Annotated in this window: 15 protein-coding genes and 1 riboswitch; of the genes, 6 read left to right on the top strand and 9 right to left on the bottom strand. The window is 58.2% G+C overall.

Features of this window, described 5'->3' with window-relative positions; all coding sequences use genetic code 11:
* Positions 1 to 20: 20 nt before the first annotated feature.
* The 7 genes from thiH to rsd all read right to left on the bottom strand — a co-directional run bounded on the left by thiH (position 21) and on the right by rsd (position 6,188).
* Positions 21 to 1,151 carry a 2-iminoacetate synthase ThiH gene (thiH, locus tag F9C28_RS15880; protein ID WP_199016316.1) on the bottom strand — a complete coding sequence of 377 codons (1,131 nt, stop codon included), beginning with the start codon at positions 1,149 to 1,151 and terminating at the stop codon, positions 21 to 23.
* Positions 1,151 to 1,918, bottom strand: a complete 768-nt coding sequence (gene thiG, locus F9C28_RS15875) for a thiazole synthase (RefSeq protein ID WP_199016315.1) — start codon at positions 1,916 to 1,918, stop codon at positions 1,151 to 1,153. Before thiG ends, thiH begins: the two co-directional genes overlap by 1 nt.
* A 1-nt stretch (position 1,919) precedes the next feature.
* On the bottom strand, positions 1,920 to 2,120 hold the full coding sequence (gene thiS / locus F9C28_RS15870) for a sulfur carrier protein ThiS (RefSeq protein WP_199016314.1): 201 nt from the start codon (positions 2,118 to 2,120) through the stop codon (positions 1,920 to 1,922).
* Positions 2,104 to 2,859 (bottom strand): HesA/MoeB/ThiF family protein, encoded by a 756-nt coding sequence (locus tag F9C28_RS15865; protein WP_199016313.1) that lies wholly within the window; start codon positions 2,857 to 2,859, stop codon positions 2,104 to 2,106. Before F9C28_RS15865 ends, thiS begins: the two co-directional genes overlap by 17 nt.
* Positions 2,852 to 3,487, bottom strand: coding sequence for a thiamine phosphate synthase (gene thiE / locus F9C28_RS15860; RefSeq protein ID WP_199016327.1), 636 nt, complete (start codon positions 3,485 to 3,487; stop codon positions 2,852 to 2,854). The genes F9C28_RS15865 and thiE overlap by 8 nt, the downstream gene beginning before the upstream one ends.
* Positions 3,488 to 3,489: 2 nt before the next feature.
* A complete protein-coding gene (gene thiC / locus F9C28_RS15855) occupies positions 3,490 to 5,391 on the bottom strand; it encodes a phosphomethylpyrimidine synthase ThiC (RefSeq protein WP_199016312.1) in 1,902 nt (633 codons plus the stop codon).
* A gap of 117 nt (positions 5,392 to 5,508) precedes the next feature.
* A riboswitch (TPP riboswitch) is annotated at positions 5,509 to 5,631 on the bottom strand.
* Between the two features lie 53 nt (positions 5,632 to 5,684).
* The gene (rsd, locus tag F9C28_RS15850; RefSeq protein WP_199016311.1) at positions 5,685 to 6,188 is read right to left on the bottom strand and encodes a sigma D regulator; all 504 of its coding nucleotides are present in this window, start codon (positions 6,186 to 6,188) and stop codon (positions 5,685 to 5,687) included.
* Positions 6,189 to 6,280: 92 nt separating this feature from the next.
* On the opposite strand from rsd, the gene nudC reads away from it, so the two are divergent.
* From nudC to F9C28_RS15820, 6 genes are all read left to right on the top strand, one after another.
* On the top strand, positions 6,281 to 7,060 hold the full coding sequence (nudC, locus tag F9C28_RS15845) for an NAD(+) diphosphatase (RefSeq protein ID WP_199016310.1): 780 nt from the start codon (positions 6,281 to 6,283) through the stop codon (positions 7,058 to 7,060).
* Positions 7,061 to 7,101: 41 nt separating this feature from the next.
* The gene (hemE, locus tag F9C28_RS15840; protein ID WP_199016309.1) at positions 7,102 to 8,166 is read left to right on the top strand and encodes a uroporphyrinogen decarboxylase; all 1,065 of its coding nucleotides are present in this window, start codon (positions 7,102 to 7,104) and stop codon (positions 8,164 to 8,166) included.
* A 10-nt stretch (positions 8,167 to 8,176) separates the two neighbouring features.
* The gene (nfi, locus tag F9C28_RS15835) at positions 8,177 to 8,848 is read left to right on the top strand and encodes a deoxyribonuclease V (RefSeq protein WP_199016308.1); all 672 of its coding nucleotides are present in this window, start codon (positions 8,177 to 8,179) and stop codon (positions 8,846 to 8,848) included.
* A gap of 43 nt (positions 8,849 to 8,891) precedes the next feature.
* Positions 8,892 to 9,482, top strand: a complete 591-nt coding sequence (locus tag F9C28_RS15830) for a YjaG family protein (RefSeq protein WP_199016307.1) — start codon at positions 8,892 to 8,894, stop codon at positions 9,480 to 9,482.
* Positions 9,483 to 9,668: 186 nt separating this feature from the next.
* Positions 9,669 to 9,941, top strand: coding sequence for a nucleoid-associated protein HU-alpha (hupA, locus tag F9C28_RS15825; RefSeq protein ID WP_004097675.1), 273 nt, complete (start codon positions 9,669 to 9,671; stop codon positions 9,939 to 9,941).
* 14 nt (positions 9,942 to 9,955) lie between these two features.
* Entirely contained in the window at positions 9,956 to 10,681 is a 726-nt protein-coding gene (locus F9C28_RS15820) for a DUF1481 domain-containing protein (protein ID WP_408641530.1), read from the top strand.
* A gap of 61 nt (positions 10,682 to 10,742) precedes the next feature.
* On the opposite strand, the gene purD is transcribed toward F9C28_RS15820, so the two are convergent.
* The gene (gene purD, locus F9C28_RS15815; RefSeq protein WP_199016305.1) at positions 10,743 to 12,038 is read right to left on the bottom strand and encodes a phosphoribosylamine--glycine ligase; all 1,296 of its coding nucleotides are present in this window, start codon (positions 12,036 to 12,038) and stop codon (positions 10,743 to 10,745) included.
* Positions 12,039 to 12,053: 15 nt separating this feature from the next.
* Positions 12,054 to 13,643, bottom strand: coding sequence for a bifunctional phosphoribosylaminoimidazolecarboxamide formyltransferase/IMP cyclohydrolase (gene purH / locus F9C28_RS15810; protein WP_199016304.1), 1,590 nt, complete (start codon positions 13,641 to 13,643; stop codon positions 12,054 to 12,056).
* Positions 13,644 to 14,124: the final 481 nt, after the last annotated feature.

Genomic DNA, 14,124 nt, shown 5'->3' with positions numbered 1-14,124 from the left:
AGTTAACGCATCGCGACAGATTAGCGTGCCGGTCGCCCCAGGTAACCGTCCCAGTCCTTCCATACTGGCTGGAGTCCGGCGGCAACCAGCATCTGCGCCACTTCATCCGGCGTACGGCCATCATGGGGGGCAAACTGCTCCAGCTCCGGTTTATCGCCATCGGCATAGCCACCGGGTTGGGTGCGGGAGAACGCGCTAACGTGGTTAATCACCAGCGGCACCACGTGATCGCGGAACCACGGTGACTCTCGGGTTGAGAGAGACAACTCCACATCAGGCGACATAATGCGAAAGGCACAAATCACCTGTAATAACTGGCGCTCGTCCATCAGGGAGGCGGGCTGAACACCGCCCGCACAGGGACGCAGGCGCGGGAACGACACCGAATAGCGGCTCTGCCAGTAGTGTTGTTGTAGCCACAACAGGTGCTCCGCCACCATATAGCAGTCCACCCGCCAGCTGTCTGACAAGCCAATCAGTGCCCCAAGGCCGATGCGATCAATGCCCGCCCGCCCCAGACGGTCCGGGGTTTCCAGCCGCCAGAAGAAGTCCTGTTTCTTACCGCGTAGATGGTGGCGGGCATAGGTGGCCTCATGATAGGTCTCCTGATAGACCATCACCCCATCAAGGCCGAGATTTTTCAGCTCGGCGTACTCTTCTTCGGCCAGGGGCTGCACTTCCATTTGCAGGGAACTGAACTGGCTGCGGATATAGGGCAGGTGGCGGCGGAAGTAATCCATGCCCACTTTGGTCTGGTGCTCACCGGTGACCAGTAACAGATGACTAAAACCCAGGGCCCGGATGGCGGCACACTCCCGGGCGATTTCGTCTTCATCAAGGGTTTTGCGCTTCAGATGGTTACTCATCGAAAAGCCGCAGTAGGTGCAGTCATTGGCGCACAGGTTGGAAAGGTACAGCGGCACATAAAAACTGACGGTGTTGCCAAAGCGCTGGCGGGTCAGGGCATGGGCTTTTTGCGCCATGGGCTCCAGGTACCCGGCCGCTGCCGGGGATAACAGGGCCAGCATATCCTCCCGATCGGGACGGCGGGCGGCGAGGGCGGCCTCTACATCGCGCGGGGTCTTGCTGTTAATCCGCAGCCGGATATCGTCGTGATCCAGTTGCCGCCAGCGTTGGGTAAAGGTTTCCATTAGCATTGCTCCAGAAAGCCTGTCAGCGGGCTGGTGGCCTGGGCATAGATATGGCGTTTACCGGGGCCAGACTGGGCGGCAATTTGCCCGGCCTCTACGGCGAGGCGGAATGCCCGGGCCATTTGTACCGGGTCATCCGCCACGGCGATAGCGGTATTCACCAGCACCGCATCGGCCCCCATCTCCAGCGCTTCACAGGCGTGGTGCGGCACGCCGATCCCGGCATCCACCACCACCGGTACCCGGGCTTGCTCAATAATAATCTCCAGCATGGCGCGGGTTTGCAGGCCCTGATTAGAGCCAATCGGCGCCCCGAGGGGCATCACGGCGGCGCATCCGGCTTCTTCCAGCCGTTTACACAGCACCGGATCGGCACCGCAGTACGGCAGGACCACAAAGCCCTGCTTCACCAGGGCGTCCGCCGCTTTCAGGGTTTCGATGGGGTCCGGCAGTAAATAGCGGGCATCCGGGTGGATTTCCAGTTTTACCCAGTGGGTGCCCAGCGCTTCCCGGGCCAGCTGGGCGGCAAAAATCGCCTCTTCAGCGGTTTTTGCCCCAGACGTATTGGGCAGCAGGCTAATGCCCAGGGCCCGGAGCGGGGTGAGGATATCATCGCGCTGGCCCTGCAAATCCAGGCGTTTCATGGCCAGGGTAACCAGTTGTGAGCCGGAGGCGGTGATCGCCGCGGTCATCACATCCGGTGAGGCAAATTTGCCGGTGCCGGTGAACAGCGGCGACGAGAACGTTTTATCAGCAATCTGTAACATATTAACCCCCGGCGATAGCCTGGAAGAGCAGGATCTGATCCCCGTCGTGCAGGGGATGCTGCTGCCACTGCCCCCGGGGAATAATGGTTTGATTAATGGCCAGGGCGCAGCCTGACTGGCGGATATCCAGTTGTGCCAGTAAGTCGCTGACGCTGCAGCCGTCCGGGCATTGGACTGTCTGGTCGTTAAACTGAATCTGCATGGTGCTCTCCGCAAACCGGGCAATCTGGCGCACGGCGTAACTCCAGGGAACGCCACTGGTGCTGGCGGGCATCAAACAGCTGCAAGTGGCCACTGGCCACCGGCATGCCGCAGAGCAGTTTCAGCGCCTCCAGGGCTTGTAAAGTGCCCATTACGCCGACCACCGGGCCAAGGACACCGGCGGTGCGGCAATTGCGGGCCGGTTCATCGTCCTCCGGCCACAGGCAGCGATAACAGCCGTTGCTCCACGGGGGGGTCAGCACCATCAACTGGCCGCCGAACCCCACAGCGCTGGCGCTGATAAGCGGGGTATCCTGGGTGACACAGGCGGTGTTGATTGCCTGGCGGCTGGCCATATTGTCGGTGCAGTCGAGCACCAGATCCGCCTGGGCTACCGCCTGGCGCAAGGAGTTACCGGATAACCGCTGCGGGAGGGCATCCACGCGGATGGACGGGTTGATCCGCGCCAGCTGGCGTTTAGCCACCTCCGCCTTGGGTTGTTCAAGATCATGGGAACTGAACAGGATCTGGCGCTGGAGGTTGCTGATGTGCACCGTGTCGTCATCGGCCAGGACCAGATGGCCGACACCGGCCCCGGCCAGGTAAAGTGCCGCCGGCGATCCCAGCCCACCGAGGCCGATAATCAGTACCCGGCTGGCCAGCAGCTTTTGCTGGCCCTCCAGGGCGACATCCTCCAGCAATAGCTGGCGGCTATAACGCATAAAATCCGCGTCATTCATCCCCGGCTCCTGCGATGTCCAGTAATTGCGCCGTGGCCTGGCGCCAGTCCGGCGCCTGGGTAATGGCGCTGACCACGGCAATACTGCCGACGCCGGTGTCCATTACCGCTTGTGCCCGGTCAATGCTGATGCCGCCAATGGCCACGGTCGGATATGCTCCCAGGCGCTGGATATGCGCTGCCAGCTGTGCCAGCCCCTGGGGGGCAGAAGGCATCTGTTTGGTTTGGGTAGGGAACACATGGCCGAGGGCGATATACGACGGTTTTGCCGCCAGCGCGACGTCGATTTCCATATCGTCATGGGTCGAAACCCCCAGCCGCAACCCGGCCTGACGGATGGCGTCCAGATCGGTGGTTTCCAGATCTTCCTGACCCAGATGGACCCCATAAGCGCGATGCGCGATGGCCAGCTGCCAGTAATCGTTAATAAACAGCCGGGCGTTATAGCGCTTGCCCAGGGCGATAGCCGCTATCACATCGGCCTCGACCTCATGGTCCTGCTTGTCTTTAATGCGCAGCTGGATAGTACGCACACCGGCATCCAGCAGGCGGGCAATCCACTCTACCGAGTCAACCACCGGGTAGAGGCCCAGGTGCTGGGGCATTGCGGGAAAATCAGGTTGGTACAGCATTATATTTCCTCCTGGCGGAGGTAGATCTCTCCGCCTTTCGCCCGGAAGGACTGCGACATATCCGCCATACCGGCATCAATCTGCTGGCGGGCCGCGTAGTCGCGCACTTCCTGGCTGATTTTCATTGAACAGAATTTGGGGCCGCACATCGAACAAAAGTGGGCCACTTTGCCGGATTCCTGGGGCAGTGTTTCATCGTGATATGCCCGGGCGGTAAACGGGTCCAGCGCGAGATTAAATTGGTCTTCCCAGCGGAATTCAAAACGCGCCTTAGACATGGCGTTATCGCGGATCTGCGCCCCGGGGTGCCCCTTGGCCAGATCCGCCGCGTGGGCGGCAATTTTGTAGGTAATCAGCCCCTGGCGGACATCTTCTTTGTTCGGCAGGCCGAGGTGTTCCTTCGGGGTGACATAGCACAGCATGGCGCAGCCGAACCAGCCGATCATCGCGGCGCCGATCCCGGAGGTAAAATGATCATAACCCGGGGCGATATCCGTGGTGAGTGGGCCGAGGGTGTAAAACGGCGCGGCGTGGCAGTGATCCAGCTCTTCGGTCATATTGCGCTGGATCATATGCATCGGCACATGGCCCGGGCCTTCGATCATCACCTGAACATCATACTCCCAGGCGATTTTGGTCAGCTCGCCGAGGGTATGTAACTCGGCGAATTGCGCTTCATCGTTGGCATCCTGAATCGATCCTGGCCGCAGCCCGTCACCGAGGGAGAGGGCCACATCGTAGGCGGCGCAGATAGCGCAGATCTCCCGGAAGTGCTGGTAGAGGAAGTTTTCCTGGTGGTGGGACAGGCACCACTTGGCCATGATCGACCCGCCGCGCGACACGATCCCGGTCAGGCGTTTCGCCATCATCGGTACGTAGCGCAGCAGCACTCCGGCGTGAATCGTAAAGTAATCCACCCCCTGTTCCGCCTGTTCCAGCAGCGTATCGCGGAACATCGCCCAGTTGAGATCCTCCGCGACACCGTTAACCTTCTCCAGCGCCTGGTAGATAGGCACAGTACCAATAGGGACCGGGCTGTTACGCAGGATCCACTCCCGTGTCTCATGGATATAACGCCCGGTGGAGAGATCCATCACCGTATCGGCCCCCCAGCGGGTAGACCACACCAGTTTCTCAACTTCTTCTTCAATGGAAGAGGTCACCGCCGAGTTGCCGATATTGGCGTTGACCTTCACCAGAAAGTTGCGCCCGATGATCATCGGTTCCGATTCCGGGTGGTTAATATTGGCGGGAATAATGGCGCGCCCGGCGGCGACTTCATCCCGCACAAATTCCGCCGTGATATTTTCCGGTAGCCGGGCACCAAACCCCTGGCCCGGGTGCTGGTGGCGTAATACCTCGCCACGGATGCGTTCCCGGCCCATGTTTTCACGGATGGCGATAAACTCCATTTCCGGGGTCACAATTCCCTGGCGGGCATAGTGGAGCTGGGTTACGCATTTTCCCGGCCGGGCGCGTTTGGGCTGGGGCAGGGCTTGAAAGCGCAATTCATCAAAACCGTCGTCCGCCAGGCGCTGGCGGCTCCAGGCGGAACTGCGGCTCGCCAGCGGCTCAGTATCATCACGTTGCTGGATCCACGGCTGGCGCAGTTTCGCCAGGCCTTCACGGACATTCACCCCGATTGCCGGATCGCCGTAGGGACCGGAGGTGTCATACACCGGGATAGCCTCGTTCTCTTCGTATTGTGGGGAGGCAGGATCGCCGCCGAGCAGGGTTGGGCTGAGCTGGATCTCGCGCATCGGCACACGAATGTCATCCCGGCTACCGGTGAGGTAAATACGCCGTGAGTTCGGGTAATGGGTGCCTTCGAGGGTATCAATAAAATGCTGGGCGGCGGCGCGTTGCTCGCGGCGGCTGGGTTTTTCTGTGGTGTTGGACATAGCACATTTCCGGTTTATACGCAGAATATGGCTTGTCAGAACGACGGAAGGAGTAATTCAACCTGGCGGATCATCGGGGATATGCCGGGGGAAAACCCCACAGCGATACCAGGCAAAACGGTATTTACTCTTGTTCCCTTCGCAGGTTTTAACCTGATCAGGTTCCGCGGATCCCGAATTAACGGTCTCAGCCCGTGGGTTAACCGGCAGGGTTAACACTGGGCACTCCGACAAGATACATCCCCGCTTACTGCGGGGGCAAAGTTGTAAACTACTCGTTAATACACAGAAACTCAAGCAGGATGGGACAATTGATTATCATCGTTGGCACTGCTGTCTTGCTCAATGCCGAGGGCGATGAGAATCAAGCGATCTTCCAGGGCAAAACGCGACTCCATCGCTTCCCCCAGCCCGGATAGCGCCTGCTGAAATTCCGCAAAATCGTCATGATCCAGGGCACTTTCCAGGTGAAGATCGTAGTAGGCCATAATATGCTGGGTGTTGGCTTCCAGCAGTGGACACAGCTGCGTGGCGGCCAACTGCGCGTCATTTCCTTTCATTTCCCGGATAATACGCGCATAAATATGGAAATGACCGGCGGACAGATAGTCCACCAGTCCCTGGCAAAAGGCATCCAGGGCGGTTTCGTCGATAGCCGCCAGTGAATTCCTGGCCGGTTTCAGGCCCACCAGGTTATACCAGGCAACTAACAGGTGCTTTCTGTCCAGCAGCCATTGGCCAACGAGCTCATTACTGCCGTCAACGCGTTCAGTCAGGTTTTTTAGCCGGTTTAACATGTTTGACTCCGTCTCTAAGGTAAGCCGCACTGTTAGTAAAAATGTAAGTAAAATGTGAATACGAGAGTGCCAGTGAAGCTGGGGTAGCGCAAGTGTTAGCAGATCGCATAACTGAAAAATTAGATCACGGTTGGTGGATAGTCAGCCACGGCCATAAATTATGGCTCCCGGCAGGGGGGCTGCCCTACGGCACCGCCGCAGACTGGGGGCTGGCGGGGGTTTTTGCCCGTCAGATTGGTGAGTGGCAGGGGGAACCGGTCTGGCTGGTTTGCCAGTCGCAACCCGGAGAGATGGGCTCAGTACGCCAGCTTATTGACCAGGAGCCCGGGCTGTTCCAATTGGCGGGCCGGGGGGTACAGCTGGCAGAGTTTTACCGCTCCCATCAATACTGCGGCTACTGTGGCCACGAGATGCATCCCAGTAAGACCGAATGGGCGATGCTGTGCAATCACTGCCGGGAGCGCTATTACCCGCAGATAGCCCCCTGTATTATCGTTGCCATTCGCCGGGACGACACGATTTTACTGGCCCAGCATACCCGCCATCGTAACGGGGTATATACCGTACTGGCGGGGTTTGTGGAGGTTGGCGAAACCCTGGAGCAGGCGGTTGCCAGAGAGGTGATGGAAGAGAGCAGCATCAGGGTGAAAAACCTGCGTTATGTCAGCTCCCAGCCCTGGCCCTTCCCACAATCCCTGATGATGGCCTTTACGGCGGAGTACGCCGGGGGAGAGATAGCCATTGATCGTAAGGAGTTACTGGACGCCGGCTGGTATCGTTATGACCAGTTACCCTTGCTGCCTGCTGTGGGCACCGTGGCGCGGCGGTTAATTGAAGATACTGTCGCCCGGTGTCGGGCCGGTTGTGAATGACATGTTACACTGACGTCCCCGTTGAGACAGGAAATGGATGAATGACCGAACTTAAAAACGATCGTTACCTGCGCGCCTTGCTGCGCCAGCCAGTAGATATGACGCCAGTATGGATGATGCGCCAGGCGGGGCGCTATTTACCGGAATATAAAGCTACTCGCGCCGAAGCCGGGGATTTTATGTCCCTGTGCCGTAATGCCGAGCTGGCCTGCGAGGTGACACTGCAGCCATTGCGCCGTTACCCGCTGGATGCGGCGATTTTATTCTCCGATATTCTTACTATCCCGGATGCGATGGGCCTCGGGCTGAGCTTTGGTGCTGGCGAAGGCCCGCGCTTTGCCCGGCCGGTAACCTGTAAAGCGGATGTGGATCGCATCCCGGTGCCGGATCCGGAAGATGAGCTGCGCTATGTGATGGATGCCGTTCGCACCATCCGCCGTGAGCTGAAAGGTGACGTGCCGTTGATTGGCTTCTCCGGGAGCCCCTGGACCCTGGCCACTTATATGGTGGAAGGCAGCGGCAGTAAAGCCTTCACGGTGATCAAAAAAATGATGTACACCGAGCCGCAGACCCTGCATGCCTTGCTGGAGAAACTCGCCCAGAGCGTTATCTTGTACCTCAATGCGCAGATCCGCGCGGGCGCCCAGTCAGTGATGATTTTTGACACATGGGGTGGTGTGCTGACCGGCCAGGATTATCAGCAGTTCTCCCTCGACTATATGCATAAGATTGTTGATGGCCTGCTGCGGGAAAATGACGGACGCCGGGTGCCGGTGACCCTCTTTACCAAAGGCGGCGGCCAGTGGCTGGAGGCAATGGCGGCTACCGGGTGCGATGCACTGGGGCTTGACTGGAGCACTGATATTGCCGATGCCCGCCGCCGGGTAGGGGATAAAGTCGCCCTGCAGGGCAATATGGACCCTTCCGTTCTGTATGCGCCCGCGGCGCGTATTGAGCAGGAAGTGGCTGCTATTCTGGCAGGATTTGGCCACGGGGAAGGGCACGTGTTCAACCTCGGCCACGGTATTCACCAGGATATCCCGCCTGAGCATCCTGGTGCCTTTGTTGATGCGGTGCACCGCCTGTCGGTGCCTTACCACCGTTAAGGAGTCGGCTATGGATCTTGCCGCGCTGCGCGCGCAGCAGTTGGATCTGGCGCAACAGGTGATCGTGGAGGATCGGTTTATCGCGGATCCGCCACGCTGGATCGGCGGTGCCGATGTCGGTTTCGAAGACGAGGGAACTATCACCCGGGCCGCGCTGGTGGTCCTGGCGTGGCCCTCCCTGAACCTGGTGGAGTATCAGGTTGCCAGAATCCCAACGGTGATGCCCTATATTCCGGGGTTTCTCTCTTTCCGGGAGACCCCGGCCCTGGCGGTGGCCTGGCAGCAACTGGCGCATAAACCGGATCTGTTGCTGGTGGATGGCCACGGTATTGCCCACCCGCGCCGCCTGGGGGTGGCCAGCCACTTTGGATTGATGATTGACGTGCCGACCATCGGGGTGGCGAAGAAGCGCCTGTGCGGGCGCTATACGTTGCCTTCCGATTCCCCGGGCGCCCTGGCGCCTTTGGTGGATAAGGACCAGCCCCTGGGGTGGGTATGGCGCAGTAAAGCGCGCTGTAATCCGCTGTTTGTCTCCACGGGGCACCGGATAAGCGCCGATACAGCGCTCAGTTGGGTACAGCGCTGTATGGCGGGGTATCGCCTGCCGGAGCCGACCCGCTGGGCGGATGCGGTAGCGTCACGGAAACCGGCATTTTTGCGCTGGCAGGAAATCCACCAATGATTGCTGTACACTGCCAGCATTATCGCCTTTACGAGATGGTTTAATGTTACAGAACCCAATTCATTTGCGCCTTGAGAAGCTGGAAAGCTGGCAGCATGTCACCTTTATGGCCAGCCTGTGTGAACGCATGTATCCGAACTATGCCATGTTTTGCCAGCAAACGGCGTTTGGTGACGGGCAGATCTACCGCCGTATTCTCGATCTGGTGTGGGAGACGTTAACCGTCAAAGACGCCAAAGTGAATTTCGACAGCCAGCTGGAGAAGCTGGAAGAAGCGATTCCGGTCGGTGATGACTATGATATCTACGGTGTCTGGCCTGCCATTGATGCCTGTGTGGCCTTAAGCGAATTGCTGCACTCCCTGCTGAGTGGTGAAACCACCGAGCACGCCATCGACGTCAGTAAAACATCAATTACCACTGTCGCGATGCTGGAAATGACTCAGGCCGGACGGGAAATGACCGAGGAAGAGCTCAAACTTAACCCTGCCGTAGAACAGGAATGGGACATCCAGTGGGAGATTTTCCGCCTGCTGGCGGCCTGTGAAGAGCGGGACATTGAGCTGATTAAAGGGCTGCGTGCAGACCTGCGCGAGGCCGGTAGTAGCAATATCGGTATAAATTTGCAGCAATAGGACAACAAAACGTGACTTACTGCCTGTTTTGTCATGCCTGAAGGCTTCCAATTAACCCCCCGTCTGGTCTACATTTGTGGGGCGAAAAAAAGTGGCTATCGGTGCGTGTATGCAGGAGAGTGCTATTCAGGCATTTCCGTCGCACTCGATGCTTAGCAAGCGATAAACACATTGTAAGGATAACTTATGAATAAGACTCAACTGATTGATGTAATTGCTGACAAGGCTGACCTGTCTAAAGCGCAAGCGAAAGCCGCGCTGGAATCCACTCTGGCAGCGATTACTGAGTCTCTGAAAGAAGGTGATGCAGTTCAACTGGTAGGCTTCGGTACCTTCAAGGTGAACCACCGTGCTGAGCGTACTGGCCGCAACCCGCAGACCGGTAATGAAATCAAAATCGCCGCAGCTAACGTGCCGGCATTTGTTTCTGGTAAAGCACTGAAAGACGCTGTTAAGTAAGCCACGGCGAAACAGTGAAGCGTGTTGACAGAGGGGCGGTAAAGCCCCTTTTGTTTAATTGGCATAAGCCTGAGCGGCCTATGTTTAACTGGCGTAACGCCACGTTACTGGCCAGCGCGCTGTTATTACAGGCTTGCAGCAGCAAGTCTGCTATTCCCCCTTTTACCGCCAGTGGTTATACCGCTGATGACGGTGTGGTACGTATCTGGCGTAAAGACGAAGCCCAGGGCAGTGTCCATATCCTCGCCGTTGTGAGCCCGTGGGGCAAAGGCGCGACCGCAACCCGCGAGTACCGCTGGCAGGATGACCGGCTGGCGTCTATCGAACTGACTGAATTCAGTAAGCCCCAGGAGCACGTGAAGGTGCGCTTTGATGAAAAAGGCGGCCTGAGCTTTATGCAGCACGAAGTCGACAATAACAAGCAGCAGCTCTCCAGTGACCAGATAGCCCTTTACCAGTACCGGGCGACACAGCTTAAACAGACCAGCGATGCTTTGCGTAGCGGCCGCGTTAACCTGTATCAGGGGCGCTGGCAGCCGGATGGTAAGGTCGTAACCTGCGATGGCAAAACCGCAGAGCCTGCACTGGAGAACGCGGCGATTGATTATATTCGCCAGCGACAAAGCCACTCTGCGGTGGCGGTGGATATTGCCTGGCTGGAAGCACCGGAAGGGGCGCAGTTATTGCTGGTGGCCAATGAGGACTTCTGCCGCTGGAATCCTGATGCATCAACCTTCTGATTGCCCTGGACTGCCGCAATAAAAAAGCCGCCCGCAGGCGGCTATAGCGCGACTACACGGCTCAGTCTGCCTGTTGCTCTCTGGCAATGGCCCGGTAACCAATATCTTTACGGCAGAAGCCGCCTTCCCAGTCGATCTGTGATAACAGCTGATAAGCGCGCTGCTGCGCTTGCTCAACACTATTACCCAGCGCCGTCACACAGAGCACCCGGCCGCCGTTGGTCAGCACCTGTTGCTCCCCGGACAGCACCGTTCCCGCGTGGAAGACTTTGCTATCTGCAGCTTCCCCAGTGGGCAGGCCGTGGATCACATCACCTTTGCGATAATCCCCGGGGTAACCGCCAGCGGCCATTACCACGCCTAAGGATGCACGCGGATCCCACTCAGAGGTTTGGGTATCCAGCTTACCGTCACAGGCGGCCAGGCACAGCGCCACCAGATCAGACTTCATGCGCAGCATGATAGGCTGGGTTTCCGGATCGCCAAACCGGCAGTTAAACTCAATCACTTTCGGGTTGCCTTGTTTGTCGATCATCAAGCCGGCATACAGGAAGCCCGTATAGGTATTCCCTTCTGCCGCCATGCCGCGCACGGTTGGCCAGATAATCCGTTCCATGGTGCGCTGGTGGATCTCATCAGTGACCACCGGCGCCGGGGAGTAAGCCCCCATACCGCCGGTATTTGGGCCGGTGTCACCATCACCCACCCGCTTATGATCCTGGCTGGTGGCCATTGGCAGCACGTGCTCACCGTCCACCATGACGATAAAGCTGGCTTCTTCGCCATCGAGGAATTCTTCAATCACAATGCGGTGGCCCGCATCGCCAAATGCGTTACCCGCCAGCATATCCTGGACGGCGGCTTCGGCCTCGGCGAGGGTCATGGCAACGATAACCCCCTTCCCGGCGGCCAGGCCGTCGGCTTTGATAACGATCGGCGCGCCTTTGTCACGCAGGTAAGCCAGGGCTGGCTCAACCTCGGTGAAGTTCTGGTACTCCGCCGTCGGGATGTGATGGCGGGCAAGAAAGTCTTTGGTAAACGCTTTAGAGCCTTCCAGCTGGGCGGCGCCCTGGGTTGGCCCGAAGATGGTCAGGCCCGCCGCCCGGAAGGCATCCACCACGCCAATCACCAGCGGGGCTTCTGGGCCGACAATCGTCAGGTCTACTTTCTCACGCTGGGCAAAGCGCAACAGCGCCGGAATATCCGTTGGGCTGATGTCCACATTCTGGAGCGCGGGTTCCAGTGCGGTACCGGCATTGCCCGGTGCGACAAATACTGTCTCAACCAGTGGGGACTGGGCGGCTTTCCAGCCCAGGGCATGTTCACGCCCGCCGTTACCAATAACGAGTACTTTCATGGTGTCGCTCCCTGATTAATGACGGAAGTGGCGCATATTAGTGAAGATCATGGCAATGCCGTGTTCGTCGGCAGCGGCAATGACCTCTTCATCACGGATAGATCCGCCCGGCTGGATAATACAGGTCACCCCGACGCCGGCGGCGGCATCAATACCGTCGCGGAACGGGAAGAACGCATCCGATGCCATGGCTGAACCTTTTACTTCCAGCCCTTCATCTGCTGCTTTGATCCCGGCAATTTTCGCCGAGTAGACGCGGCTCATCTGGCCGGCGCCAATGCCGATGGTCATGTTCTCTTTGGCATAGACGATAGCGTTGGACTTCACGAACTTCGCGACTTTCCAGCAGAACAGCGCATCACGCAGCTCTTGTTCAGTCGGCTGGCGTTTGGTTACCACACGCAGCTCATCTGCGCCCACCATGCCAAGGTCACGTTCCTGGACCAGCAGGCCGCCGTTCACCCGTTTAAAATCCAGGCCAGGCACAGGCTGCTGCCATGCGCCGCAGCGCAGGACGCGTACGTTCTGTTTGGCGGCGGTTATTTTCAGCGCCTCTTCGCTGACTGACGGGGCGATGATCACTTCCACAAATTGCCGGGAGACAATCGCCTGGGCGGTTTCGGCATCCAGCTCACGGTTAAAGGCAATAATGCCGCCGAAGGCTGAGGTGGGATCGGTCTGATAGGCGCGGTTATAGGCATCAAGGATTGACCCATCCACGGCGACGCCGCACGGGTTGGCGTGCTTGACTATCACACAGGCGGGCTGCTCAAACGCTTTGACACACTCCAGTGCTGCGTCGGTGTCGGCGATGTTGTTATAGGAGAGCGCTTTGCCCTGTAACTGCTCGGCGGTGGCAACAGAGGCTTCCTGAACCTGTTCTTCTATATAGAAGGCGGCCTGCTGGTGGCCGTTCTCGCCGTAGCGCATATCCTGCTTCTTAATAAAGTTCAGGTTCAGGGTGCGCGGGAAGTAGCCCGAGACATCGCTGGTATCGCCGTGATACGGCGGCACCATACGGCCAAAGTAGTTGGCGATCATGCTGTCGTAGGCTGCGGTATGTTCGAAGGCTTTGATGGCGAGGTCAAAACGGGTTTCCAGGGTCAGGGAACCGTCGTTGGCATCCATCTCTTTAATAATGGCGCTGTAGTCACTGCTTTTTACTACGATGGCGACATCTTTATGGTTCTTGGCGGCGGAGCGCACCATGGTCGGCCCGCCGATATCGATATTTTCTACCGCATCTTCCAGAGAGCAGCCCGGGCGGGCAACGGTCTGGGCGAAGGGGTAGAGGTTAACCACCACCATATCAATTGGGGCGATGTCGTGCTGCGCCATGATGCCATCATCCTGGCCACGGCGGCCCAGAATGCCGCCATGCACTTTCGGGTGCAGGGTTTTGACGCGTCCATCCATCATTTCCGGGAAGCCGGTGTAATCAGACACTTCGGTAACCGGCAGGCCAGCGTCTGCCAGCAGGTGGGCAGTACCACCGGTGGAGAGCAGCTCAACGCCGCGTTGGGAGAGAGCCTGAGCAAATTCGACGATACCGGCTTTGTCAGAAACACTGAGCAGCGCGCGGCGGACTGGACGACGTTGTTGCATGGTATTAAATCCCCGGGATTGGAATATTACATATAAAGAGCGTTAGCAGAGATCTTACGGCGGGTGAGGCCGGTATTTACGGTAAGACCTCAGCTAACGCCCCAGAGGGGGCATCCTTGTCACTGGGCGCATTGTAACGAAAACGTTTGCGCAACGCTCGCGAATTTTTCTTTTTCTCATTTATCGATAATCCGCGGTTAGTTATGCCGATTTTCGGGGGCGTAATAGGAAAGAAATGGCCCCTGGGGCGGGGGCGATCCGCCGCTAAGCCCGCTGGTTTGTGGATAACCCGGTGCATAAATGGGTATAAATAGGGGTTTTGCTGGGGAATGCAGCAGTCAGTCATTTTTATGCAATCTTTCTATTGCAGGCCGCGGAGAACTCCCTATAATGCGCCTCCATCGACACGGCGCTTGTGACAGACGTCACGGCAAACAGCGGTGAAGATTGAAGAGAAAATCCTGAATTAAGGGTTGACTCT

It is taken from the genome of Shimwellia pseudoproteus, assembly GCF_016415625.1.
Classification (GTDB): Bacteria; Pseudomonadota; Gammaproteobacteria; order Enterobacterales; family Enterobacteriaceae; genus Shimwellia; species Shimwellia pseudoproteus.
This window is presented reverse-complemented; position numbering and strand designations above follow the sequence as displayed.